This window comes from Sphingomonas sp. EU05-FHT14C10, from assembly GCF_058790595.1.
In genome coordinates this window covers 30,273-55,964 of sequence record NZ_JBYTEN010000015.1, presented here as the reverse complement: position 1 = coordinate 55,964, position 25,692 = coordinate 30,273, and the positions used below count along the sequence as shown (strand labels likewise).

Genomic DNA, 25,692 nt, shown 5'->3' with positions numbered 1-25,692 from the left:
GTGCAGCAAAGCGATCAGGCGTCGGCGATCGCTGCCAGCGCGCCCTTGGTCTCGATCGTCTGGAGATGCGCGCCGATCGTAGCGGCGATGACATCGTCCGCCCCGAATTCGGGTGGGAAGATCGCCTCGATGCCGGTCAGCGCGCGGACGCGCTCGCCGGCGCTGCCCAGCCCCGCGATCCGCCGCGCGGTTTCCGCCGCCAGCGGATCGTCGACGGTGAAAGCCGCGCCGCCGTCGTCGACGCCGCCCTGCCAGCGCATCCACGCCGCGACCGCTAGCGCCAGCCGGTCGATCGATTGTCCCTTCGCCCGGCGGGCGAGGATCGGCGCAACCAGCCGCTGGGGCAGCTTCTGCGATCCGTCCATCGCGATCTGGCGCGTCCGGTGCTGCAGCGCCGGATTGGCGAAGCGCGCCATCAACGCGGTGCGATAGGCGGCGACGTCCAGCTCGGCGGGCGGGTTCAGCGTCGTCTCCGCCTCGTCCCACAGCGCCTCGACGAAGCGCTTGCCCTCGGGGCGCTCGACGAACTGATGCACGAAATCGATGCCCGCGAGCCCGCCCAGATAGGCCAGCCCCGAATGCGCGCCGTTGAGCAGGCGGAGCTTGGCCTCCTCCCACGGCGCGACCGCGCGGGTGATCTGCACGCCCAACGCCTCGAAGTCGGGGCGCGGCCCGGCAAAGCGATCCTCGATCACCCATTGGGTGAAGGGCTCGGTCTTGACCATGGCCCGGTCTTCGACGCCGATGCGCTCGCCCAGCGCCGCGATATCCTCTTCGGTGGTCGCGGGCACGATCCGGTCGATCATCGTCTGCGGAAAGGCGCCCTTCGCTGCGATCCATTCGGCCAGATCCGGATCATGCTTGCGTGCGATCGCGGTGACGGCGGCTTCGAGCCGCGCGCCATTATGCGGCAGATTGTCGCAGGAAATTGCGGTGAAGGGCGCATGGCCCGCCGCGCGCCGCCGCGCGAGCGCCGCGACCAGAAAGCCCGGCGCGGTGCGCGGCGCGGTCAGATCGTCCAGATCGTGGCGCACGTCGGGGCTGTCCTCGATCAGCGCGCCCGTCGCGGGATCGAGATGATAGCCCTTCTCGGTGATCGTCAGCGTCACGATGTGCGTGTCGGGGTCGGCGAGCGCGACGACCAGCGCCGCCGGGTCCTCGGGCGCGACGAGCACCTCGCGGATCGCGCCGATGATCTGCACCTGCTCGTCCGCGCCGTCGCGCACCACCAGCGCATAAAGGCCGTCCTGCGGCGACATCGCGTCGCGCACGCCGGGCGAGCGCAGCGACGCGCCGGTCACCGCCCAGCGCAGGTCGCCGCCCGCCAAAGCCGCCTCGAACACCGCTGCCTGATGCGCGCGGTGGAAGGCGCCGATGCCGAGGTGGACGACGCCGCGCTTCGCCGCCGCCCGGTCATAGGCCGGGCGCACGACGTCGGCGGGCAGCGCGGCGAGCACCGCCGGCGACAGGCGGGTCACAGCTTGTAGGCCTGCTTGACGAGGTCGTAGGCCAGCGCGTGCGCCACTTCATGCGCTTCGTCTTCCTCGATCCGATGCTCGGCGACGAGCTGGGCGAGGAAGCCGCAATCCATGCGCCGCGCGACGTCGTGGCGCGCAGGGATCGACAGGAAGGCGCGCGTGTCGTCGTTGAAGCCGACCATGTTGTAAAAGCCGGCGGTCTCGGTCACCTGCTCGCGGAAGCGGCGCATGCCTTCGGGGCTGTCGTTGAACCACCAGGGCGGGCCGAGGCGCAGCACCGGATAATGGCCGGCAAGCGGCGCGAGCTCGCGGCTGTAGCTCGTCTCGTCGAGCGTGAAGAGGATGATCGAGAGCCTGGGCTCGTTGCCATAGCGGTCGAGCAGCGGCTTCAGCGCGTCGACATAGTCGGTGGGCCCGGGAATGTCCGCGCCCTTGTCGCGGCCGAAACGCGCCATCACGCCCGGATTATGGTTGCGGTGGACGCCAGGATGGATCTGCATCACCATCCCGTCGTCGATGCTCATCCGCGCCATTTCCGTCAGCATCTGGCCGCGGAACAGCTCGGCTTCCGTGGCGCTCACCGGGCCGGCGAGCACCTTGGCGTAAAGCGCCTCGGCGTCGGCGCGCGAGAGGTCGGCGGTGAAGGCGGAAGGGTGGCCGTGATCGGTCGAGGTCGCGCCCGCCTCGCGGAAATAGGCGCGGCGATTCTCGTGCGCGCGCAGATAGCCAGCGTAGGTCGAGATATCCTCGCCCGCCAGTTCGGCGAAGCGCTTCAGATTGTTCGCGAAGCCATTATGCTCGGGGTCCATCACCGGATCGGGGCGATAGGCGGTGACGACGCGGCCGCCCCAGCCCGATTCGCGGATCGCGCGGTGATGCTTCAGCGGATCGGCGGGGCTTTCGGTCGTTGCGATCAGTTCGATTCCGAAACGCTCGAACAGCGCGCGCGGCCGGAATGCGTCGCTTTTCAGCGCGGCGTCGATCGTGTCGTAATAGAGGTCGGCGGTTTCCGCCTCCAGCCGCGATGTCAGCCCGAAAACCTCGGCGAAAACCCAGTCGAGCCACATGCGCGAAGGCGTGCCGCGGAACAGATGGTAATTGTTGGCGAAGATCGACCAGATCTTGCGTGGATCGCTCTCGACCGGCGTCCCGTCGATGCTCGGCACGCCCAGATCCTCCAGCCGCACGCCCTGGCTGTAGAGCATGCGGAAGACATAATGGTCAGGCACGATCAGCAGCTGCGCCGGATCGGGGAAGGACTCGTTATAGGCGAACCAGGCCGGATCGGTGTGGCCGTGCGGGCTGATGATCGGCAGGTCCTTCACGCCCGCATAAAGCGCGCGGGCGATGTCGCGCATGCGCGCGTCGGCGGGGAAAAGGCGATCGGGATTGAGAATGAGGGGCTTCATCGTCCTGCGTCCTGGGGGGCTGATGGGGATCCGTCCTGGGCTGCCTATTGGCCTATCCGTCAGACGATTTCGAGTGTGGTCGCTTTGAGGTCGACCGAATTGGGTCCGGCCATGATGTCGAACAGTCCGGGTTCGACGACTTCGTGCATGTCCTCGTTCCACAAGCTGAACGCGTCGGGGCCAAGCGTGAAGCGCAGCGTGCGCCTTTCGCCGGGGGCGAGTGAGACGCGCGCGAACTGCTTCAGCTCCTTGATCGGCCGTGTCACGCTCGCCACGCGGTCGTGGACGTAGATCTGCACTACCTCGTCGCCCGCGCGCTTGCCGACATTGGCGATGTCGACTTCCACCGCCACGCTCGCGGCGCTGGCGATCCGGCTCTGCGACAGGCGCGGTGCGCCGATCTCGAAGCTGGTATAGCTGAGCCCAAAGCCGAAGGGAAAAAGCGGGGCGGTGTCGGCGAACAGATAGCCGCGCCCCGACGAAGGCTTGCGATTGTAGAAGATCGGCACCTGCCCCACGTCGCGCGCGACGGTGACGGGTAGCTTGGCGCCCGGATTGATCTCGCCGAACAACGCCTCGGCGATCGCGGTGCCGCCTTCCTGTCCGGCATACCAGCATTCGAGCAGCGCATTGGCGCGTGCCGCCACTCCCGGATAGCTGGGCGGGCGTCCGTTGATTGCGCAGACGATGATCGGCTTGCCCGTCGCGTGCAGTGCGTCGAACAGCGCATTCTGCTCGCCGACCAGATCGAGGCTGGTGCGATCGCCGAGATGGTTGCGGGCAAAGCCCTCGCGGCTCGTCTGCTCGGTGTCGCCGATCGCGAGGATGATGATATCCGCGGTTTTCGCCACGTCGGCCGCCTCGGCGATCAGTGCATGGTTGCGCGCCGGATCGGCCAGCTCGACCAGATCGGCCGACCGGTCCTCGCTGCGCGTGATGAACACGCCCTGCGCGCTCACCACCTCGGCCTTGCCGGCCAGCTTGGCCTTGATTCCGTCGAGCAGCGAGGCGGCGTGGCGGGGTTCGCCCGAATAACCGCCAAGGCGCGCGACGGCGGCATTGGGCCCGATCACCGCGACCCGCCGATGCGCACCGGGGGTGAGCGGCAGCGTCCCGTCGTTGGTGAGCAGGCACAGCGATTTGCGCGCCGCCTTCAGCGCCAGCGCGCGTGCCGCATCATTGCCGGTCAGCCTTGCGGCCGCGACAGGATCGACCGGACCCGCCTCGAACAGCCCGGCGCGGAACTTGAAGGTCAGGATGCGCGCGACCGCGGCATCGATATCGGCGATCGCGGCGGTGCCGGCCTTCACCTGATCGACGAGCGTGCGGTAGGCGATGCCGTCGGGCAGCTCGCAATCGACCCCGGCGGCCAGCGCCAACCGGGCCGCGCCCTGATTGTCGGCCGCGACATGGTGGATCTTGGCCAGTTCCTCCACCGCGCCATAATCGCTGACGATCAGCCCATCGAAGCCCCATTCGCCGCGCAGCACATCGGTCAGCAGCCAGCGATTGGCATGGCTCGGCACCCCATCGATCTCGTTATAGGACGGCATCACCGCCCCGATCCCCGTGCGGCTCACCACCGCACGGAAAGGCGGGAAGAAATTCTCGCGCAGCTCACGCTCGGAAATCGGTGCAGGACCGATATTGGTCCCGGCCTCGGGCTGGCCATGCCCCGTCATGTGCTTCAGCGTGGCGAATACCTTGCCGGCTGGCAGCGTCTTGCCGTCGCCCTGCAGCCCTTCGACCGATGCGACGCCCATCTCGCCGCACAGATAGGGGTCTTCGCCGAACGTCTCCTCGATCCGCCCCCAGCGCGGATCACGCGCGATGTCGACCACCGGCGACAGCGCGAGGATCGCGCCGTTCGCCCGCGCCTCGCGCCCGATGACGTCGTTCACCTCGCGCACCAGATCGCGATCGAAGCTGCCTGCCATGGCGATCGCCTGCGGAAACATCGTCGCGTCCGGCGCCATATAGCCGTGCAGCGCCTCCTCGTGGAACAGGATGGGGATGCCCAGCCGCGTCTGCGTCATCGCCCAATGCTGCGCAGCATTGATGAAGCGGATTGTGTCGGCCGGATCGCGCCAGCGCGCGCCGGTGCCGCCCGCAACCGCCGCCACCGCCGGTCCGCCGCGCCGGTCGGACGGGCGCGTGATCTGCCCGACGCCGTTGGGATAGGCGTTGCTTGCGCGCGCGGGGTCGAAGGTCAGCGTGCCTTCGCTCATCACCTCGGCCTTGGTGCCCCACAACGCGATCATCTGCGCGACCTTCTCGTCCAGCGTCATGCGGCCAAGCAGGTCGCGGACGCGCAGGTCGATGGGCGCCGTGGGGTCGCGGTAAAGCGGGCGCGCCGCCGCCTTGGCCGCGATTGCCGGAGACAAGGCGACGGTGGATGCCGAAAGGAAAAGGCCGATTGCCTGGCGCCGGTTCATTGCCCGCCTCCGCAGGCGCGGCCGATCCTGTCGCCGCCGGGCGTCGCTGTCGCGCGCATCGATTTCCTCTCCCCGCTTGGCCATCGCGCTTTGCGCGCGTAAACAGCGCATAGAATGATAACGCTACCATGTTCTCTGGCACCGAGGCTTGTCAATGCCCGGCCGGGGAACACGGCCCTTTATGCTGGGGTCGAAGGGGGAGAGGAAGACCATGTTTGCAAGGCATCTGAGCGTCCCGTCGTTCGTCGTCGTCATTGCCGCCATGCTGCTTGCGTGCCTGTCGCAGGCCGCACGCGCGGAGGACGGCTATGATCTCTGGCTCCGCTACCGCCCGCTTCCCGAAGGCCAGCGCCAGCAGGTCGCGCGCGCATCGCGTTTCATTCTCGCGCCCGCCAATCCTTCGCCCACCGTCAAGGCCGCGATTGCCGAGCTCGAACATGGGCTCCGCGGCCTCACCGGCGTGCGCCCCGAACCGCGCGGCGGCGCTGGAGGAGGCGACGGCGCAATCCTGATCGGCACGCCCGCCAACCTGCCGGCGATCGCCGCGCTCGGGCTGCCGCTCCGGTCGGCCGGCGCAGAGGGTTATGTCGTGCGGTCGGTCAGCATCGGCGGAAGGCCGGCGACCGCCATCGCCGCGAACAGCGACGTCGGCCTGCTCTACGGCGCCTTTGCGCTGCTCGCGCATGTCCAGCAGGGCGGCGCACTCGATCATGTCGCGCTGGCTTCCGCGCCGAAGCTCAAACTCCGCCTGCTCAATCATTGGGACAATCTCGATGGCAGCGTCGAGCGCGGCTATGCCGGCCAGTCGATCTGGGATTGGTGGAAGCTCCCGGATTTCGCTGACCCCCGCTACACCGATTATGCCCGCGCCAATGCCTCGATCGGCATCAACGGCACGGTGCTCAACAATGTGAACGCCAAGGCCGACAGCCTGACCGCACCCTATATCGCCAAGGCGGCGGCGCTGGCCGATGTGCTGCGCCCCTATGGCATCCGCGTCTATCTGTCGGCGCGCTTCTCCGCCCCGATCGAGATTGGCGGGCTCAAGACCGCCGATCCGCTCGACCCCGCGGTGCGCGCCTGGTGGAAGACGAAGGCGGACGAGATCTACCGCGCGATTCCCGATTTCGGCGGCTTCCTGGTCAAGGCCAATTCGGAAGGCCAACCCGGCCCGCAGGATTATGGCTGCAGCCATGCCGACGGCGCGAACATGCTCGCGGATGCGGTGCGCGCGCATGGCGGCATCGTGATGTGGCGCGCCTTCGTCTACAGCCATGAAGTGCCCGAGGACCGCGTCAAGCAGGCCTATGCGGAGTTCAAGCCGCTCGACGGAAAATTCGCCGACAATGTGATGGTGCAGGTGAAGAATGGCGCGCTCGATTTCCAGCCGCGCGAGCCTTTCCACCCGCTGTTCGGCGCGATGCCGCAGACTCCGCTGATGATGGAGTTCCAGATCACCAAGGAATATCTCGGCTTCGCGACGCACCTCGTCTATCTCGGCGCGCTGTTCGAGGAAGTGTTGCAAAGCGACACGCAGGCGAAGGGCAAGGGATCGACGGTCGCGAAAGTGATCGACGGATCGCTCGAGGGCCATCGCCTCACCGGCATGGCGGGGGTCGCCAATATAGGCGTCGATCGCGACTGGGCGGGTTCGCCGTTCAATCAGGCCAACTGGTATGCCTTCGGCCGCCTTGCCTGGGATCCTTCGGCCTCGGCGCGCGGGATCGCCGCCGATTGGGCGCGGATTACCTTCTCGACCGATCCGGCCTTCGTCGCCCCTGTCGTCGACATGATGATGGCCTCGCGCGAGGCAGTGGTCGATTACATGACTCCGCTCGGCCTCGCGCATCTGATGGCGACGGGGCATCATTATGGCCCCGGCCCCTGGGTCGACGATCTCGCCCGGCCCGACTGGAACCCGGTCTATTATCACCGCGCCGACGCGCAGGGCATCGGCTTCGATCGGACGGCCACCGGCAGCAACGGCGTCGCGCAATATGCGCCGCCCGTCGCGAAGCTGTTCGCCGATCGCAAGACAGTGCCCGATCGCGATCTGCTGTGGTTCCACCATGTCGGCTGGGACGAGCCCATGGCGTCGGGGCGGAGCTTGTGGGCGGAACTGATCGCCCATTATGATCGCGGCGTCGCGGCGGTCGCCGCCATGCGTGCGGACTGGGCGCGCATGAAGCCTTTCGTCGATGCCGATCGCTTCGCCAAGACCGCCGATTTCCTCGCCGTTCAGGAAAGGGAAGCGCGCTGGTGGCGCGATGCCTCGATCGCCTATTTCGCTTCGATCTCGAAGCGTCCGCTTCCCGCCGGCGTCCGCGCGCCCGAACATGATCTCGATTATTACAAGGCGCTTCGCTTCCCCTATGCGCCGGGTCATCCGGGGGCGTGAAACGGCGTTGACAGCAGGGGAGGGCTCCCATAGGCTGCATATGTGATCGCTACCATGGAGGGTGCGGTCGTCGCGATCGGTCCGGACGAGACCGACGGGGCAGGAGAGCGATGCGATGGCCCGGCCTTCAACAGCTTCGATCCTCGCATTTCGCATCGTCGCGCAGGTTCCCGCGCGGTGTTGCCAGGCGCCTCTTGCCTTTCTCGTTCCCGATGCCGGTTGCGGTACGCGCGGGTCTGCGCGTGCGCTTCTCTAGGTCCTCCCTGACGGCGGCCGGCATTTTCCCCTTTTTGCCGGCCGCCTCCCTTTTCGGACGGCGGTCTGGCGCAATCTTGCCGATTTGCTCTATGACGCTGGCAGGGGAGCGGAGAAACAGGTGAGCAGCAACAGGTCGTCACGTCGTCAACGTTCGGTTCCCACGATCAGCGATGTCGCGCGCCGCGCCGGCGTTTCGCCGATGACGGTTTCGCGGGTCATCAATGGCGAGGCCAATGTCCGGGATTCGACGCGCGAGTCGGTCAACGCCGCGATCGCCGAGCTCAACTACACGCCCAATGCCGCCGCGCGCAGCCTGGCGGGGGCGGAAGAGATCCGAATCGGGTTGCTCTACAGCAATCCCAGCGCCGCCTATCTCAGCGAATTCCTCGTCGGCGGGCTTGAACAGGCGAGCCGCAGTAACGTTCAGCTCATCGTCGAGAAATGCGACATCGGAGAGGAAGAGAAGCAGGCGGCGCAGCATCTTGCGCGCATTGGAATCGACGGGGTGATCCTGCCGCCGCCGCTCTGCGATTCCGCAGGCGTGCTCGCGGTGCTCGAGGAAGCGGGCGTCCCCGTCGTCGTCGTCGCAACGGGGCGCCCGCCGGAATCTGTGTCCGCAGTCAGCATCGACGATTATCAGGCCGCCTATGCGATGACGCGCCATATCGCGGCGCTCGGGCATCAGCGCATCGCCTTCATCACCGGCAATCCCAACCAGACCGCCAGCGAGCGCCGGCTGGAGGGCTATCGCGCCGCGCTCGCCGATGCCGGGCTTTCGCAGGCCGACGAGCTGGTGGCGCATGGCCTGTTCACCTATCGCTCGGGGCTCGACGCGGCGGAAATATTGCTCGATCTGGCCGATCCGCCCTCGGCGATCTTCGCGAGCAACGACGATATGGCGGCGGCGACCGTGGCGGTCGCGCATCGGCGCGGGCTCGACGTGCCGAGCGATCTCACCGTCTGCGGGTTCGACGATACGGCGCTGTCGACGACGATCTGGCCGGAACTGACCACGATCCATCAGCCGATCGCGGACATGTCACGCGCCGCGCTTGAGCTGCTTGTGCAGGACGTGAAGGCGCGGCGCGCGCACAGCCCGGCCAATCCGCGTCACAATCTGCTCGATTTCACCTTCGTCCGCCGACAGTCCGACGCCGCGCCGCGCCGCCGCCCGAAATCGACGCGCGCCGCGCCTTCGGCTTGACTTGCGCGGCAGCATGATTGTTAGCGCTAACGGACCGACACTGTCCTGACTTACCGGAGCGTGCCCTTGTCCCGAGTTCCCGTCCGCCCCTTCCGCTCGCGCGACTGGTTCGCCGATCCTGCCCGATCGGACATGACCGCGCTCTATCTCGAGCGCTTCATGAACTATGGCATCACGCCCGATGAGCTGCGCTCGGGCAAGCCGATCATCGGCATCGCCCAGTCGGGCAGCGACCTTTCGCCCTGCAATCGCATCCATCTCGATCTGGCGAAGCGCGTGCGCGACGGCATCCGCGACGCGGGTGGCATCCCGATGGAGTTTCCCGTCCATCCGATCTTCGAGAATTGCCGCCGGCCTACCGCCGCGCTCGATCGCAACCTCGCCTATCTCGGGCTGGTCGAGATTCTCTACGGCTATCCGATCGACGCCGTGGTGCTGACCACGGGCTGCGACAAGACCACGCCGTCGCAGGTGATGGCCGCGTCGACCGTCGACATTCCCGCGATCGTGCTGTCGGGCGGGCCGATGCTCGACGGCTGGCACAATGGCGAGCTGGTCGGATCGGGCACGGTCATCTGGCGCTCGCGCCGCAAGCTTGCCGCGGGCGAGATCAACGAGGAGGAATTCCTCGATCGTGCGTGCGACAGCGCGCCGTCTGCCGGTCATTGCAACACGATGGGCACCGCCTCAACGATGAACGCGGTCGCCGAGGCGCTCGGGCTTTCGCTCCCCGGCTGCTCGGCGATCCCCGCGCCTTATCGCGAGCGTGGGCAGATGGCCTATGAAACCGGCCGCCGCATCGTCGACATGGCCTATGAGGATCTGCGCCCCTCGCGCATCCTGACGCGCGAGAGCTTCCTCAACGCGATCGCCGTGGTCAGCGCGGCGGGCGGATCGAGCAACGCCCAGCCGCATATCGCCGCGATGGCGCGCCATGCCGGGATCGAGACGGGGGCGGACGACTGGTCCGACGCCTATGATCTGCCGCTGCTCGTCAACATGCAGCCGGCTGGGCAATATCTCGGCGAACGCTTCCACCGCGCGGGCGGCGTGCCTGCGGTGATGTGGGAATTGCTGCAGGCCGGCCGTCTCCACGGCGATTGCCTCAGCGTCACCGGGCGCAGCATCGCGGCCAATCTGGAAGGGCGCGAGTCGCCTGATCGCGAGATGATCCGCCCCTTCGCCGATCCGCTGATGGATCGCGCCGGCTTCCTCGTCCTCAAGGGCAATCTCTTCGACTTCGCGATCATGAAGACCAGCGTGATCTCCGACGCCTTCCGCGCCCGCTATCTGAGCAATCCGGGCAGCGAAGGCGTGTTCGAGGCGCGCGCTGTCGTCTTCGACGGGGCCGACGATTATCATCACCGCATCAACGATCCGGCGCTCAATATCGACGAAAGCTGCATCCTCGTCATCCGCGGCGCGGGGCCGATCGGCTGGCCCGGCTCGGCCGAGGTCGTCAACATGCAGCCGCCCGATGCGCTCATCCAGCGCGGCATCATGGCGTTGCCGACGCTGGGCGACGGCCGCCAGTCGGGCACGTCGGACAGCCCCTCGATCCTCAACGCCTCGCCCGAAAGCGCTGTGGGCGGTGGGCTCGCCTGGCTGCGCGACGGTGACATTCTGCGCATCGATCTCAATGCCGGCACCTGCGACGCGCTGGTCGATGGGGCGGTGATTGCGGGCCGCACGGTGGAAGGCGCGCCGCCCGTTCCCGACAGTCACACGCCGTGGGAAGAAATATACCGCGAGAAGACGGGCCAGCTCGGCGACGGCGCGGTGCTCGAAATGGCAGTCAAATATCGCGGCGTCGCCGCACGCACGCCGCGGCACAATCACTGATGCGATCGCTCTCCGCCGCCGCCCTGCTGCTGCTCTCCGCCGCCGCGCAGGCGGCCGGCGGCCCGGTCGCGCGTTTCGACTGGTTCGACTATCGCGGCGCCGATCCCGTCGACGCAGAGGTCAAGGCGGGGCCGGGCGACTATCGCAACCCGATCCTGTCGGGCTTCTATTCCGATCCCTCGATCACCCGCGTCGGTGACGATTATTATCTGGTCAATTCGACCTTCGCCTATTTCCCCGGCATCCCGATCTTCCACAGTCGCGATCTGGTGAGCTGGACGCAGATCGGCAATGCGATCGACCGGCCCGGCCAGCTCGACTTCAAGAATCTCGAAATGTCGCGCGCGGTCTTCGCGCCGGCGATAAGCTGGCACGACGGCATCTTCTACATCGTCAACACCTGCGTCGATTGCGGCGGCAATTTCGTTGTCACCGCGAAGGATCCTTCCGGACCTTGGTCTGATCCTGCCTGGTTCGATTTCGACGGGATCGATCCGTCGCTCTTCTTCGACGAGGATGGCAGCGCCTGGCTGGTCAACAACGGCCCCCCTGAGGGCGAGCCGCTTTATACCGGACACCGCGCCATCTGGATCCAGCGCTTCGACCTCAAGACGCTCAAGCTGGTCGGGCCGCGCACGGTTCTCGTCAATGGCGGCGTCGATATCGCGAAGAAGCCGATCTGGATCGAAGGGCCGCATCTCTACCGCAAGGATGGCTATTATTATCTGAGCGCGGCCGAAGGCGGCACCGCCGAGGGCCATTCGCAGACCATCTTCCGCAGCAAATCGGTCACCGGCCCTTATGAGCCGGGGCCGCGCAATCCGATCCTCACCCAGCGCGATCTCGATCCGCGGCGACCCTTGCCGATCACCTCGGCCGGCCATGCCGATCTGGTGACCACGCCGGCGGGCGACTGGTGGAGCGTCTTCCTCGCCACGCGGCCCTATCGTGGCGACTATTATAATATCGGGCGCGAGACTTTCCTGCTGCCCGTCACCTGGCGCGATGGCTGGCCGGAGATATTGCCGCCGGGCACCGCCATTCCCTATGTCCACAAGCGCCCGGCGCTGGCGGCGCAGCCCGCGCCGGCCATCCCCACCAGCGGCGCCTTCGCGGTGCGCGACGATTTCAGCGAGGCGAAGCTGCCGCTCTACTGGATGCAGCTCCGCACCACCCGCACGCAGTGGTTCAGCCTCGGCCAGGGCGCATTGTCGGTCGAGGCGCGCGCGGAGCCGCTCGGCGGCGACGGCCAGCCTTCCTATCTCGGCCGCCGCCTGCAACATCATTGGGCGACGATCACCACCTCGGTCAGCTTCGCGCCCGCAAAGCCCGGGGACCGCGCGGGGCTCGCCATTTTCCAGAACAGCGCGCATTTCTACTCACTGACCGTGGCACAGGGCGCGAAAGGCACCGAAATCCGCCTCGATCGCCGCGCCGGCGAGGCCGATCCGGCGGACGGCGTCGCAGTCGCCGAGCGTCCGGTGGCGTTGCCGCGCGGTCCGGTCGAACTGCGCATCGTCACGCGCGGCGACAGGATCGATTTCCTCTACGCGCTGAGGCCGGGCCGCTGGCAGATGCTCACGCGCGATCTCGACGCGACGCTGCTCAGCACCCGGACGGCAGGCGGCTTCATCGGCGCGACGGTTGGACCCTACGCCAGATCGGGCAACTGACCCTTTCCGTCATTGCGAGCGCAGCGAAGCAACCCAGTCTCGCGCCGGGTATCGTCTGGATTGCTTCGCTGCGCTCGCAATGACGGGGTAGGCAGCGTGACGATGGTCGCTGTAGGGAATGGCGGAAAAGCGCGATTCCGCTCTCCGGAAGTTGACAAAGTTGAGAGGCTGGAGGGGTGTTCTCAACTTCGGAACGCGAGCGTTGTCAAAGAGCAGGGCGCACGGCGCCAGCATCGCATAACATTGTGGCGCCGCTGTAGGACAGCGCCCGGACGGCGATCCGCCTAGAAGGCCACCGGCGTCAGCGGCAGCCCCGGCGTGTCGACGGCGAAGGCGAAGAGGTCGCCCGCCTCGGGCTGCTCGGCGAGCTTCGTTTCGCTCAGTCCCTTGCGCGCGGTGGTGACATAGGCGGTGCGGAGATCGGGGCCGCCAAAAGCGATCTTGGTGACGTTGGAGGTCGGCAGGCGCACCGTTTCGACCAGCCGGCCGTCGGGCGCATAGCGCCGCACGCCCCAGCCGAAGAACAGCCCGGTCCACAAATGCCCCTCGGCATCGACCACGGGGCCGTCGGGATAGCCGGCCTTGTCCTCGATCTCGGCGAAGACGCGCGTCGCGCCCAGCGTGCCGTCGTCATGCACCTCGGCCGCGTAGATGATCTTGCCGAGCGTATCGGTGTGATAAAGCGTGCGGCCGTCGGGCGAGAAGGCGGGGCCGTTGGTGATCGAGACTGGCGGCAACCCGCTTTCGCGCAGCGCGCCATTCTCGAAGATATGGAAATGGCCGGTCAGCGCCTCCTCGGCATCGTCCATCGTGCCGAGCCAGATGCGCCCCGCCGCATCGGTCGTCGCGTCGTTGAGGCGATTGCCGGGATAATGCGGTTCGACCGCGACGACGGGGCCGATCGCACCGCTCGCGGGATCGAAGCTGTGGATGCCATCCTTCCGCCCGACGAGGAAGCCGCCGCGCGCGCGCGGCAGGATCCAGCCCACCTGATTGCCCGCGTCCCAATGGTCGATCGCGCCGCTCGCCGGGTCGAAGCGGTGGATGCGATGCTCCTTGATGTCGACGAACCACAAGGCCTGCTCGCTGCCGACCCAGGCGGGGCCTTCGCCCAGCGTTGCGCCGACCTGCGCGACGCGCTCCGCCGCGCCTGTCGTCATCTCAGCGCCAGCCCGCGTCGACGAAATAGGCGTGGCCGGTGCACATGCGGGCGTCGTCGGAAGCGAGGAACATGGCCATGGCGGCAATGTCGGACGGCTGGATACGCCCGTCAAGGCATTGCGCCGCGACGATCTCGGCCTCGCCTTCGGGCGTGTACCATTTTTCCTGCCGCGGCGTCTGGACGTTGCCGGGGACGATCGTGTTGCAGCGGATATTGTCGCGGCCCAGATCGCGGGCCAGCGAACGCGTCAGCCCTTCGATCCCCGCCTTGGCGGTCTGGTAGAGGATGAGCTCGCCCAGCGCGAGGTGCCAGCTGATCGATCCGAAATTGAGGATCACGCCGCTGCCCGCGCGCTTCATGCCGGGGATGACGGCCTGCGCCGCGAAGAACTGGTGGCGCAGGTTGGTCGCCATGCGCTCGTCCCAATAATCGGGGGTGACGTCGCCGATCGCGTGGCGATCGTCGCTGGCGGCATTGTTGATCAGCACGTCGATCCCGCCGCGCTCGGCCTCGACCGAGGCCATGACCTTATGGAGCGCCGCGATGTCCTTGAGGTCGCACGGGTCGAAACGCGGTGCGTGGCGCGCGTCGGGCGAAAGGCGCGCGACGAGCGCTTCGGATTCGGCCTCGGCAATGTCGACGAAGGCGACGCTGGCGCCCTGCGCGGTGAAGGCTTCGACCAGCCCCGCGCCGATGCCGCTGCCGCCGCCGGTGATGAACACGCGCTTGTCGACAAGGCTGGGATAGGTCGCGCGCCCGGCGAGCGCGGTTTGCTTGAGCATCGGAGATTCGCTTTCGGACATGATGGCCCCCGCTGGCGCCTAGCCCCTGGGGCCGCTGAGCAGCCCGCGCCGGGCGAGATTCTGCATCAGCGCGCCGATGCCGAAGGCCCAGGGCGCGGCGGCCTTGGAGGTGGTGACGGGATTGACGAGGGTGCCGAGGCGCGGCGTGGAGATCGTCACCACGTCGCCGCTCTTGTGCGTGAAGCCGCTGCCCGGTACGTCGCGGTCCTGCGTCGGCGCGAAGAGCGTGCCGAGGAACAGCGCGAAGCCGTCGGGATAATGATGCTCGCTCATCGCCTGGCGCACCAGATCCTCGGGATCGCGGCTGATCTGGTTCATCGAGCTTCGGCCCGAAAGGCGGTAACCGTCCTCGCCCTCGATCGTCAGCTCAAGCTCGGCGGCGCGAACGTCGTCCATCGCGAAATCGTCGCCGAACAGGCGGATGAGGGGGCCGAGCGAGCAGGAGGCGTTATTGTCCTTCGCCTTGCCGAGCAGCAGCGCGCTGCGTCCCTCGAAATCGCGCAGGTTCACGTCGTTGCCCAGCGTAGCGCCGACGACGCGCCCCTTGGGATCAATGATCACGACGACTTCGGGCTCGGGATTGTTCCAGCTCGAATCCGATCGCACGCCGACGTCCCAGCCCCAGCCGACGGTGGAGAGCACCGGCGACTTGGTGAAGATCTCGGCATCGGGTCCGATCGCCACTTCCAGATATTGCGACCACAGGCCGTCTTCGATGAGTGCGGCCTTGAGCGCCGCCGCCTCGGCCGAGCCGGGGGTGACCGATCGGATGCTGCCGCCGATGCGCGACTCGAGCCGCTCGCGCAGCGCCGCGGCCTGACCCGCGTCGCCACGCGCGCGCTCCTCGATCACGCGCTCGATCGCCGAGAGCGCGAAGGTGACGCCCGATGCTTTCACGCAGTGCAGATCGACGGGGCTCAGCAGCCGCACCTTCGCGTCGGCGGCGGGCGAGAGGCCAAGCCCCTCGAGCGGCCCGAGCGGAAGGCCGTCGTCAGCGGACAATGCGCCGCCCGCCAGCAATTCCGACACTGTCGGCGCGACGTGCGACATGTCGTAAGCCTCGCCGTCCTCGACGAGAATCGGCGTCGGGCCAGCGCCCGGATCGATGCGGCCGACGAAGCGGCCGGTGCGCCAATCCGCCGGCAGGGCGTCTTCAATTCGTATAGAGACTTTCGACATCGGCTCCCATTTTGCACGCTTTTCTCTTGATAGCGCTACCATCGCGCCGGGGTCGTTCGCTGTCAAGCGGCGTGCCGAGGCAGGCGCTATATACGGCCGTAACCTTGAACCGATTTCCCAACAGGTTCATCATCATATCATTCTCGTCCCCTGGGAAACTGCTCATGACCGATCTGACGATCAACGGCAGCAGGCATAGCGTCGATGTACCCGACGACATGCCGCTGCTCTGGGTGCTGCGCGACGTGCTCGGCATGACCGGGACCAAGTTCGGCTGCGGCATCGCGCAGTGCGGGGCATGCACCGTCCATGTCGACGGGGTCGCGGTCCGTTCGTGCCAGATGCCCGTCGGTGTGGTCGGCGGCCGTCAGGTCACCACGATCGAAGGCGTGGGCGCGACGCCTGCGGGCGCGAAGATCCAGAAGGCGTGGATCGATCTCGAGGTCATCCAGTGCGGCTATTGCCAGCCCGGGCAGATCATGTCGGCGGCGGCGCTGATCGCGCATAATCCGGCGCCCGACGATGCCGATATCGACGCGGCGATGGCCGGCAATATCTGCCGCTGCGGCACCTATGTGCGCATCCGCGAGGGGATCAAAAATGCCGCCCGTTCCTGAGGCCGTCGCCGCCGAAGGGGGCATCTCGCGCCGCGCCGTCCTGCGCGCGGGCGCGGTGGCGGCGGGCGGCCTGCTGATCGGCGTCGAGTTCATTTCCGGCCGTGCCCGCGCCGACGAGCCGGTGCCGACCGGCGCGCGCTTCAATGCCTTCATCCACATCGCGCCTGACGACAAGGTGACGATCACCATGCCTGCGGTCGAAATGGGGCAAGGCGTCTATACCTCGCAGGCGATGTGCATCGCCGAGGAGCTCGACATCGGGCTCGATCAGGTGATCGCCGCGCATGCGCCGGCGGATCAGGCCAATTATGGCAGCCCCGCGCTCGTCATCCAGGCGACCGGCGGGTCGACCACTACCCAGGCCTGGTCCGAACCGCTCAGAAAAGCGGGCGCCACCGCGCGCGCGCTGCTCGTGCAGGCAGCCGCGTCGGGCTGGGGCGTCGATCCGGCGAGCCTGTCGACCGACCACGGCGTCATCACGCACAAGAATAGCGGGCGCACAATCCGCTACGGGCAGGTCGCGGGGCGCGCTGCCGGGCTGAAGCCCCCGGCCGAGGTCAAGCTCAAGGATCCGTCGCAGTTCCGGCTGATCGGCAAGCCCGCGCACCGGCTCGACACGCCCGACAAGGCAGTCGGCAAGACGGTCTATGGCATCGACGTCATCCGCCCCAACCAGAAGGTCGCGACGCTGATGGCCTGCCCGGTGCTGGGCGGCAAGGTCGGCAGCGTCGATCAGACGCAGGCGCTGACCGTGCCCGGCGTGCGGCAGGTGGTGGTGCTCGACGATCTGGTCGCCGTCGTCGGCGATCATATGTGGGCGGCGATGCAGGGGTTGCGCGCGCTCTCGGTCACCTGGGCGCCGGGCAAGAACGCCACGCTGGAGCAGGCCGCGCTCTGGGCCGAGGTGGAGAAGGCCTCCGAAGGCCCCGGCGTCGCCGCGCGCAAGGAAGGCGATGCGCTCGCCAGGCTCAAGGACGGCAGCCTGTACGAGGCGGTCTATGAATTGCCCCATCTCGCGCATGCGCCGATGGAGCCGATGAACTGCACCGTCCATGTCCATGACGGCCTGTGCGAGGTTTGGGTGGGCACGCAGGTGCCCGGCAAGTCGCAGGACGGCGCGGCGAAGGTGCTGGGGATCGATCCGTCGAAGGTGACGATCAACAATCACCTGATCGGCGGCGGTTTCGGCCGGCGGCTCGAACCCGACAGCGTGGTGACGGCGACGCGCATCGCCCAGCATGTCGAAGGACCGGTGAAGGTCGTCTGGACGCGCGAGGAGGATATCCGCCAGCAAGCCTATCGGCCGATGTATCATGACCGGCTGAAGGCGCGGGTCGAGAATGGCAAGGTGACGGCCTGGCATCACCGCGTCACCGGCCCGTCGATCCTTGCGCGCTGGCTGCCGCCCGCCTTCAAGGACGGGATCGACGGCGACGCCGTCGAAGGTGCGGTGAAGCCGCCCTATGCGCTGGGCGACATGCTCGTCGAATATGTTCGCCACGAAACGGTCGTGCCGACCGCCTTCTGGCGCGGCGTCGGGCCGAACAGCAGCGTCTTCTCGGTCGAATGCTTCATGGAGCTGCTCGCGTTCAAGAGCGGGGTCGATCCCGTCATCTTCCGGCGCGGCATGCTCGACAAGGAGCCGCGCGCGCTCGCCGCGCTCAATCTGGCGGCGGAGAAGGCGGGCTGGGGCACGCCCGCCCCGGCCTGGTCCTTCGGCAGCCGCGTCGGGCGCGGCGTCGCGCTGCTCGAGGCGTTCGGCTCCTATCTCGCCTGTATCGCCGACGTCGCGGTCGACGATGTCGGCGATGTGCGCGTCACCCGCGTCGTCGTCGCGGCGGATGTCGGGCGCGTCATCAATCCGGATACGCTGACCGCGCAAATCCAGGGCGGCGTCGTCTTCGGCCTCACCACTGTCCTCCACGGCGAGATCAGCTTCGCCGGCGGGCAGGTGCAGCAGGGCAATTTCAACGATTATCGCATGCTCCGCATCGACGAGATGCCGGTCATCGAAACGCATATCGTGCCGAGCACGGCGCCGTCGGGGGGCATAGGCGAGCCGGGGACGGTGGTCGTCCAGCCCGCCGTCGCCAATGCCATTTTCGCGGCGACGGGGGTGCAGCTCACGCGCATGCCGGTCAATCGCACGCTGATCGCGAAGGGGGCCTGAACCATGTCGATCGCGCGCATCGTCACGCTCGTCGCAGGCACCATCGCGGTCGTCGCACTCGCGGTGGTCGGCTGGATCGTCTTCCAGCCCGGCCCCTATGCCTTCGCAAAGGGCACGCCCGTCGATCTCGCCGCCTATAAGGGGCCGTCGCCCACCGGCGTCCCGGCCGAGCTCGCCAATGCCGATCCGCAGACGCGCGGCGAATATATCACGCGCATGGCCGACTGCGAGGCGTGCCATACCGCCAGGGGCGGCACGCCCTGGGCCGGCGGCCGCGCCTTCGTGCTGCCCTTCGGCACCATCTACACGCCCAACATCACGCCCGATCCCGAAACGGGCATCGGCAAATGGACCGACGCGCAGTTCCTGAACGCGGTGCACAAGGGCATCGCGCCCGATGGATCGCGCCTCTACCCGGCTTTCCCCTACGCATCCTATTCGCTGATGACCGATGCCGACGTGCTGGCGGTGAAGGCCTATCTCTTCTCGCTGAAGCCGGTGAAGCAGGCCAACAAGGGCAATACGTTCGGCTTCCCCTATAATCAGCGCTGGCTGATGGGCATCTGGTCCGCCTTCTTCAACAAGGACGAGCGCTTCCGCCCGGTGCCCGAGCAGAGCCCCGAATGGAATCGCGGCGCCTATCTGGTCGAGGCGACGGGGCATTGCGGCGAATGCCACACCCCTCGCAACCTGATGCAGGCGCTCAACCAGCGCCGGAAGTTCGCAGGCGGCGTCGCCGAGGGCTGGAACGCCTACAATATCACGCCCGACAAGATCAGCGGCATCGGCGACTGGTCGGCGGCGGAGATCACCGCCTATCTCGCCGCCGGTCACGCGCGCGGTCGCGGCGTCGCCTCCGGCCCGATGGCCGAGGCGGTCGAGGCGAGCCTGTCGAAGCTGACCAGGTCCGACGTGGCGGCGATCGTCACCTATCTGCAAAGCGTGCCGGCGATACGGACATCGTCATCGCCCAAGCCCGCCGGCCCGGCCCCTGCGGCGCCCAAGCTCGCCTCGATCGACAATCCGGTCGGCAAACGGATGTTCGAGGGCAATTGCGCGAGCTGCCATGCCTGGACGGGCGCGGGGGCGATCGTCGAACAGGCGCAGCTCACCGGCGTACGCGCGGTCAACGATCCGACGGCGGCCAACGTCGCGCAGATGATCCTCAATGGATCGGGCAAGCCCGGCGGCGGCCACGCCTATATGCCGAGCTTCGCCGCTGCCTATTCGGACTCCGAAGTCGCCGCAGTCGCCAATTATGTGACCGCACGCTTCGGATCGAAGCCGTCGAGCATCACCGCCAAGGACGTCGCGAAGCTCCGCCTGCAGAACTAGCCCGCGTCCGTCATTGCGAGCGCAGCGAAGCAATCCAGAATGTTCGGCATCGGTCTGGATTGCTTCGCTATGCTCGCAATGACGATGTTGGTTTGTAACCGCCGTCCGCGCCTGATCCCCTTTACGCCCGTACCAGATCCCCCGGCCGGTCGATGTCGATCAGCAGCGCGGGGTCGAGCGGCAGCAGCGGCGCTCCCGCAAGCAGCGCTCTCGCGCCGGCATCGCCCGCCAGCCGCGTCGCCGCGTCGAAATGCGCGCGGCCGATCAGTGCGGGGGGCAGCGGCCGGTCGCCGTCGCTCGATCCGATCGCGCCGATGCGGGGATCATAATGGTCGAGCAGCGCGCGTGGCTGGGCGGCCGGCACGCGCGGCATGTCGGCAAGCGCGATCAATACCGCATCGACATCCATGGTCGCCGCTATCGCCACGGCGGCCGCGATCGACGCGCCCATGCCCGATCCGGCGGGGGGATGGGCGATGGCGAAGCCTTCGCGCGCCAGCAGCGCTGCGACGGCCATGTTGCCATCGCCCACTGCCGCGATCCGCGCCGCGAAGGCGAAGCCGCCGAGCATTTTCACCGCATGCAGCGCCAGCGGTCTGCCTTCGAGGTCGGCGACCAGCTTGTCGCGCGCGCCGAAACGTTCCGAACGCCCGGCGGCGAGCAGGATCGCGGCGACGCGCTCAGCCGCGATCATTGAGCGCGGCGACCATGCCGGCGGCGATCGACAGCGCGATCTCGCTTGCGCCGATCGCGCCGATGGCGAGCCCGGCCGGCCCTTCGATCCGCGCCAGCGCCTCGGGCGCAACCCCCGCTGTCGCCAGCCGTTCGAGCCGCGCGGCATGGCTGCGCTTCGATCCCAGCGCCGCGACATAGCCCGTGGGCGCCGCCAGCGCTGCGATCAGCGCGGGGTCGTCGATCTTGGGATCATGGCTCAACGTGACGATCGCGGTCGCGGCGTCGGGCCGATGCGCTGCCACCGCCTCGTCGGGCCAGCGATCGTCGAGCGCGACGCCGGGGAAGCGCTCGTCGGTCAGGAAGCGCCCGCGCGGATCGATCACCACCGGGCTGACCCCCAGCGTCAGCGCCAGCGAGGCGAGCGCCTGCGCGATCTGCACCGCACCGACGATCAGCAGCCTGCGTTTCGGTCGATAATCGTTGACGAAAGCCTCGTCGGACGCGCCGACCATGCTCGCCCCGCCGTCGAGATCGGTCGCGATGCTCAGCCGCTCGCCCGCCGCGCGCGCCGCGCCGATCGCCTCGAACAGCTCGGGCGCGAAGCCGCCCGCGCGCACCGGCTGGACCATGACCTCGATCTCGCCGCCGCAGGGTAATCCTACCGCCCAGGCCTGCCCGTCGGCGACGCCATAGCGTTTGCGCGCCGCCTTGCCGCTCGCGATCACCTCGGCCGCCGTCGCCAGCACGTCGCCTTCGACGCAGCCGCCCGATACCGATCCCTCGAAGCGGCCGTCGGCGGCGACGATCATATGGCTGCCGCGCGGGCGCGGGGCCGATCCCCATGTCGAGACGACGGTCGCGATCGCCATGCCCTGCCCATGCCAGTCGCGCGCCGCCGCCAGGATCCGGTCGAGATCGTCCATGCCCCAAGCTCTAGCCAGCTTTGCCCCGCCGCGAAACCGTCGCCTTTCCCGTCATTGCGAGCGCAGCGAAGCAATCCAGTGTGGATGTTCGGCGTCAGGCTGGATTGCGTCGCTGCGCTCGCAATGACGATGGCCTTCGGGCTAGAGGGAGGCACGATGCGAATGAAGAGGGTAGAATGAGACTGAGATCGCTGTTGTTCGTGCCCGCCGACCGGCCCGAGCGCTTCGCCAAGGCCGAGGCGAGCGGCGCCGACGCTATCATCCTCGACCTTGAAGACTCAGTCACCGCCCCCAACAAGCCCACCGCGCGCGCGGCGGTCGCAGCGCATCTCGCCAGCCCGGCATCGGGCGTGGCGCGCATCGTCCGCGTCAATCCGCTCGATGCCGGCATGCTCGCCGAAGACCTTGCCGCCGCGCGCGGGGCCGCCGCGCTGATGCTGCCCAAGGCCGAGGGAGCCGCGAGCGTCCTGAAGCTCGTCGATGCGTGGGGCGGCGACTGCCCTCCGATCCTGCCGATCGCGACCGAAACGCCGGCCGCGATCTTCGCGCTCGGCAGCTATGCCGAAGTCGGCGCGCGTCTGGCCGGGCTGACCTGGGGCGCGGAGGACCTGCCCGCCGCAATCGGCGCGGCGACCAGCCGCGAGGCCGGCGGAGGCTATACTCCGCCTTATGAGATGGCGCGCTCGCTCACCCTGTTCGCGGCGCATGCGGCGGGCGTCGTAGCGATCGAGACCGTCTATCCCGCGATCGACGATCTCGACGGGCTCGCCGCTTATGCCGCGCGCGGTGCGCGCGACGGCTTCACCGGCATGATGGCGATCCATCCGCGCCAGGTGGCGGCGATCAACGCCGCCTTCACGCCGGACGCCGCCGCGATCGCCGCAGCGCATCGCATCATCGATGCTTTCGCCGCCAATCCCGGCGCCGGTGCGCTCCAGCTCGACGGGCGGATGATCGATGCGCCCCACCTCAAGCAGGCGCGGGCCATCCTTGCGCGCGCCGGCGGCGATTGACGCTGTCCGGCCCAGCTTATAGTCAGACAAATAACGAGGAGCGGGAGAGGGTCTGTTCATGGCATTGACGCCATCATCAAAGGCTGTGGGTGCGTCGGAATCCACTGGGGTGCGCTACGGCCCCGCGCTGACATTGCTGGCCAGCCTCTTCTTCATGTGGGGTTTCATCACGGTCATCAACAATACGCTGCTGCCGCATCTGCGCAGCGTATTCGACCTCACCTACACCCAGACGACGCTGATCGAATCGGTCTGGTTCATCGCCTATTTCGTCGCTTCGATCCCCTCGGCGAAGCTGATTGAGCGGATCGGCTACCAGAAGTCGCTGGTCACTGGACTGCTCGTCATGGCGGCGGGGGCGCTGGGGATGACGCTGGCGGCGAGCATCCCCTCCTACGGCGTCACGCTTGTCATGCTGTTCGTGATCGCCAGCGGCATCACCCTGCTACAGGTCGCGGCCAACCCCTATGTCGCGGTGGTCGGCAAGCCGGAGACCGCATCGTCGCGGCTCAATCTGGTTCAGGCGCTCAATTCGCTCGGCACGATGCTTGCGCCGATCTTCGGCGCCTATCTCATCCTCGGCCGCTCGGTCGGCGGCACGGCGAAGGCCGGGCGCGTGCTGACCGAGGCCGAACGCATGGCCGACGCCCATTCGGTGATCCTGCCCTATCTGCTCGTCGCGGTCGTGCTCGTCATCCTTGCGGTGGTGATCGCGCGCTTCCCGCTTCCCGCCATGGGCGCGGCCGCCAATCGCCTCGCCGCGGAGGAGCGGCGCGGCCATTCGCTGTGGCGGCACCGCAATCTCGTCTTCGGCGTGCCCGCGATCTTCATCTATCTGATCGCGGAAATCGGCGTCGCCAATCTCTTCGTCAATTTCGTCAGCCAGCCCGAGATCGCCAATCTGACGCATGAGGAGGCCGGGCGCTATCTGACCTTCCTGTGGGGCGGGATGATGGTCGGCCGCTTCGCCGGCTCCGCGATCATGCAGCGCGTGCGCGCCGAGACGGTGCTGGCCGTCTTCTCGGTCGGCGCGTTCCTGACGATGCTTGTCACCGTCTTCGCCACCGGCCCCGTCGCCATGTGGTCGCTGATTCTCGTCGGGCTGTTCCACTCGATCATGTTCCCGACCATCTTCACGCTAGGCATCAAGGGGCTGGGTCCGCTGACCGAGGAAGGATCGGGCCTGCTCATCATGGCAATCGCGGGCGGCGCGCTCGTCATCGTGCAGGGGTGGCTCGCCGACAGCTACGGGCTGCAACTGTCCTTCCTGCTGACGGCCGCCTGCGAGCTTTACGTGCTCTTCTACGCGCTGTGGGGCGCACGCCCCACCAACGCCTTCCCCGATTGATCCTGCCGTCATTGCGAGCGCAGCGAAGCAATCCAGGGATATTCGGCATCAATCTGGATTGCTTCGCTGCGCTCGCAATGACGAGGCGGGTGGCGAGTCCCGGATCAGTTCCCGGTCACGCCAGCATCGTGCCGGTATCAATGAAGCGCTGGTGCCAGGACAGCGCCTCGCCAGGCAGCGAAGGCGATTGCTGGCCATAGGAATGTTCGCGCGCGCGGGCGAAATAATCGGCCAGCGCGGGCCTGTAGTCCGGATGCGCGCAATTCTCGATGATCAGCTTGGCGCGCTGCTTGGGGGAAAGCCCGCGCAGATCGGCCAGCCCCTGCTCGGTGACGATCACCTGCACGTCCTGGCTGATATGGTCGACATGGCTGGCCTGCGGCACGATCGCCGATATCTTGCCGCCCTTGGCGGTCGACGGCGTCATGAAGATCGAGAGATAGGCGTTGCGCGCGAAGTCGCCCGATCCGCCGATGCCGTTCTGGATGCGCGATCCCATGACGTGGGTCGAATTGACCGCGCCATAGATGTCGGCCTCGATCAGCCCGTTCATCGCGATGCAGCCGAGGCGGCGGATCAGCTCGGGATGGTTGCTGATCTCCTGCGGGCGCAGCACCATCTTGCTGCGATAATCGGCCATGTTGGCGTTGATCCGCGCCGCCGCCTCGGGGCTGAGCGAGAAGGCGGTGGCCGACGCCATGCGCAGCTTGCCCGCGTCGAGCAGGTCGAGCATCCCGTCCTGGATCACCTCGGTATAGGCGGTCATGTCGCTGAACGGGCTATCGACCAGCCCGGTCAGCACGGCATTGGCGATATTGCCCACGCCCGACTGGATCGGCAGCAGCGAGGCGGGCAGCCGCCCCATCTTCACTTCATGGCCAAGGAATTCGAGCAGATGCCCGGCGATGGCGAGCGCGCCCGCATCGGGGGCGGAGAAGGGCAGGTTGCGATCGGGCGCGTCGGTCTCGACGATCGCGACGATCTTGTCGGGGTCGACGCGCAGCGACGTCTCACCGATGCGGTCGTCGGGGCGGACGAGGGGGATGGGCACGCGGTGGGGCGGCAGGGCGGTGCCGTAATAAATGTCGTGCATCCCGTCGAGCGCGTCATTCTGCCAGCGATTGACCTCGAGAATCACTTTCGATGCGCGATCGAGCCAGGTCTTGTTGTTGCCGACCGAGGATGAGGGGATCAGCGATCCGTCGGCGCGGATGCCGGTGACCTCGACCACCGCGACGTCGAGCGGCCCGAGAAAGCCCTGCCACGCCATCGGCGCGACCTGGCTCAGATGCATGTCGAAATAATCCATCTCGCCGCGGTTGATCTTCTCGCGGGCCACGGGATCGGAATTATAGGGCAGGCGGAACTCGATGCCGTCGGCCTTGGCGAGCGCGCCGTCGAGTTCGGGGCCGGTCGACGCGCCCGTCCACACGCGCACGCGGAAGGGATTGCCGGCGGCATGTTCGGTCTCGATCCGCGCGGCGAGCGCCATCGGCACGGCCTTGGGATAGCCCGATCCGGTGAAGCCGCTCATCCCGACCGTATTGCCCGATGCGATGAAGGCCGCCGCCTCCTCCGCGCTTGTCACCTTCGCCTTCAGGGCTGCGCACGCGATACGGCTACCGTCGACCATTTTCACCTCGTCTGGTGTTGGATTTCCACGCAGGCCTCTAGACCCAAGGGGCTGGTCACGGAACCTCCCGACTCGCGATATGTCGGTTCAATCTCCCGATTGAGACAATTCGTCCATGGCCGGATTTTCGATCGCCC

At 67.5% G+C, this 25,692-nt stretch carries 18 protein-coding genes; 9 read left to right on the top strand and 9 right to left on the bottom strand.

Annotated features, from left to right (window positions below; translation table 11 throughout):
* Positions 1–14 precede the first annotated feature (14 nt).
* Genes AC3WT0_RS14385 through AC3WT0_RS14375 form a run of 3 tightly spaced genes read right to left on the bottom strand, consistent with a single transcriptional unit; the run spans position 15 to position 5,322 of the window.
* Positions 15–1,478: a mannitol dehydrogenase family protein gene (locus AC3WT0_RS14385; protein ID WP_492754092.1), complete on the bottom strand. Its 1,464-nt coding sequence runs from the start codon at positions 1,476–1,478 to the stop codon at positions 15–17.
* Positions 1,475–2,887, bottom strand: coding sequence for a glucuronate isomerase (gene uxaC, locus AC3WT0_RS14380; RefSeq protein ID WP_492754090.1), 1,413 nt, complete (start codon positions 2,885–2,887; stop codon positions 1,475–1,477). The genes AC3WT0_RS14385 and uxaC overlap by 4 nt, the downstream gene beginning before the upstream one ends.
* Positions 2,888–2,946: 59 nt before the next feature.
* On the bottom strand, positions 2,947–5,322 hold the full coding sequence (locus AC3WT0_RS14375; RefSeq protein WP_492754089.1) for a glycoside hydrolase family 3 N-terminal domain-containing protein: 2,376 nt from the start codon (positions 5,320–5,322) through the stop codon (positions 2,947–2,949).
* A 211-nt stretch (positions 5,323–5,533) separates the two neighbouring features.
* On the opposite strand from AC3WT0_RS14375, the gene AC3WT0_RS14370 reads away from it, so the two are divergent.
* The 4 genes from AC3WT0_RS14370 (at position 5,534) to AC3WT0_RS14355 (ending at position 12,697) form a co-directional block, all read left to right on the top strand.
* A complete protein-coding gene (locus AC3WT0_RS14370) occupies positions 5,534–7,720 on the top strand; it encodes an alpha-glucuronidase family glycosyl hydrolase (protein ID WP_492754088.1) in 2,187 nt (728 codons plus the stop codon).
* Between the two features lie 376 nt (positions 7,721–8,096).
* The gene (locus tag AC3WT0_RS14365) at positions 8,097–9,182 is read left to right on the top strand and encodes a LacI family DNA-binding transcriptional regulator (protein ID WP_492754087.1); all 1,086 of its coding nucleotides are present in this window, start codon (positions 8,097–8,099) and stop codon (positions 9,180–9,182) included.
* A 132-nt stretch (positions 9,183–9,314) separates the two neighbouring features.
* On the top strand, positions 9,315–11,024 hold the full coding sequence (locus AC3WT0_RS14360; RefSeq protein ID WP_492754147.1) for an IlvD/Edd family dehydratase: 1,710 nt from the start codon (positions 9,315–9,317) through the stop codon (positions 11,022–11,024).
* Complete coding sequence (locus tag AC3WT0_RS14355) at positions 11,024–12,697, top strand: glycoside hydrolase family 43 protein (protein WP_492754086.1); 1,674 nt, start codon at positions 11,024–11,026, stop codon at positions 12,695–12,697. The genes AC3WT0_RS14360 and AC3WT0_RS14355 overlap by 1 nt, the downstream gene beginning before the upstream one ends.
* A 284-nt stretch (positions 12,698–12,981) precedes the next feature.
* Here the strand turns inward: AC3WT0_RS14355 and AC3WT0_RS14350 are convergent, their stop codons facing one another.
* Genes AC3WT0_RS14350 through AC3WT0_RS14340 form a run of 3 tightly spaced genes read right to left on the bottom strand, consistent with a single transcriptional unit; the run spans position 12,982 to position 15,841 of the window.
* Positions 12,982–13,857 (bottom strand): SMP-30/gluconolactonase/LRE family protein, encoded by an 876-nt coding sequence (locus tag AC3WT0_RS14350; protein ID WP_492754085.1) that lies wholly within the window; start codon positions 13,855–13,857, stop codon positions 12,982–12,984.
* A gap of 1 nt (position 13,858) precedes the next feature.
* Positions 13,859–14,641, bottom strand: coding sequence for a D-xylose 1-dehydrogenase (gene xylB, locus AC3WT0_RS14345; RefSeq protein ID WP_492754084.1), 783 nt, complete (start codon positions 14,639–14,641; stop codon positions 13,859–13,861).
* Positions 14,642–14,680: 39 nt separating this feature from the next.
* Positions 14,681–15,841 (bottom strand): fumarylacetoacetate hydrolase family protein, encoded by a 1,161-nt coding sequence (locus tag AC3WT0_RS14340; RefSeq protein ID WP_492754083.1) that lies wholly within the window; start codon positions 15,839–15,841, stop codon positions 14,681–14,683.
* 164 nt (positions 15,842–16,005) lie between these two features.
* Between AC3WT0_RS14340 and AC3WT0_RS14335 the strand changes: the two genes are divergently transcribed.
* From AC3WT0_RS14335 to AC3WT0_RS14325, 3 genes are read left to right on the top strand one after another with little or no spacing between them, the layout of a single operon-like run.
* Complete coding sequence (locus AC3WT0_RS14335; RefSeq protein ID WP_492754082.1) at positions 16,006–16,458, top strand: (2Fe-2S)-binding protein; 453 nt, start codon at positions 16,006–16,008, stop codon at positions 16,456–16,458.
* Positions 16,442–18,628 carry a xanthine dehydrogenase family protein molybdopterin-binding subunit gene (locus AC3WT0_RS14330; protein ID WP_492754081.1) on the top strand — a complete coding sequence of 729 codons (2,187 nt, stop codon included), beginning with the start codon at positions 16,442–16,444 and terminating at the stop codon, positions 18,626–18,628. Before AC3WT0_RS14335 ends, AC3WT0_RS14330 begins: the two co-directional genes overlap by 17 nt.
* Before the next feature lie 3 nt (positions 18,629–18,631).
* Positions 18,632–19,963: a c-type cytochrome gene (locus AC3WT0_RS14325; protein ID WP_492754080.1), complete on the top strand. Its 1,332-nt coding sequence runs from the start codon at positions 18,632–18,634 to the stop codon at positions 19,961–19,963.
* Positions 19,964–20,084: 121 nt separating this feature from the next.
* Here the strand turns inward: AC3WT0_RS14325 and AC3WT0_RS14320 are convergent, their stop codons facing one another.
* Both AC3WT0_RS14320 and AC3WT0_RS14315 read right to left on the bottom strand, forming a co-directional pair.
* Positions 20,085–20,657, bottom strand: a complete 573-nt coding sequence (locus AC3WT0_RS14320; RefSeq protein WP_492754079.1) for a nucleotidyltransferase family protein — start codon at positions 20,655–20,657, stop codon at positions 20,085–20,087.
* The gene (locus AC3WT0_RS14315) at positions 20,644–21,561 is read right to left on the bottom strand and encodes an XdhC family protein (protein ID WP_492754078.1); all 918 of its coding nucleotides are present in this window, start codon (positions 21,559–21,561) and stop codon (positions 20,644–20,646) included. The genes AC3WT0_RS14320 and AC3WT0_RS14315 overlap by 14 nt, the downstream gene beginning before the upstream one ends.
* A gap of 176 nt (positions 21,562–21,737) precedes the next feature.
* On the opposite strand from AC3WT0_RS14315, the gene AC3WT0_RS14310 reads away from it, so the two are divergent.
* Together AC3WT0_RS14310 and AC3WT0_RS14305 are read left to right on the top strand one after the other, a co-directional pair.
* On the top strand, positions 21,738–22,574 hold the full coding sequence (locus tag AC3WT0_RS14310; protein WP_492754077.1) for an HpcH/HpaI aldolase/citrate lyase family protein: 837 nt from the start codon (positions 21,738–21,740) through the stop codon (positions 22,572–22,574).
* Between the two features lie 58 nt (positions 22,575–22,632).
* Positions 22,633–23,922, top strand: a complete 1,290-nt coding sequence (locus AC3WT0_RS14305) for a sugar MFS transporter (protein WP_492754076.1) — start codon at positions 22,633–22,635, stop codon at positions 23,920–23,922.
* A gap of 115 nt (positions 23,923–24,037) precedes the next feature.
* Here AC3WT0_RS14305 and scpC read toward each other — a convergent pair whose 3' ends face one another.
* Positions 24,038–25,555, bottom strand: coding sequence for a succinyl-CoA:acetate CoA-transferase ScpC (scpC, locus tag AC3WT0_RS14300; protein WP_492754075.1), 1,518 nt, complete (start codon positions 25,553–25,555; stop codon positions 24,038–24,040).
* Positions 25,556–25,692 lie beyond the last annotated feature (137 nt).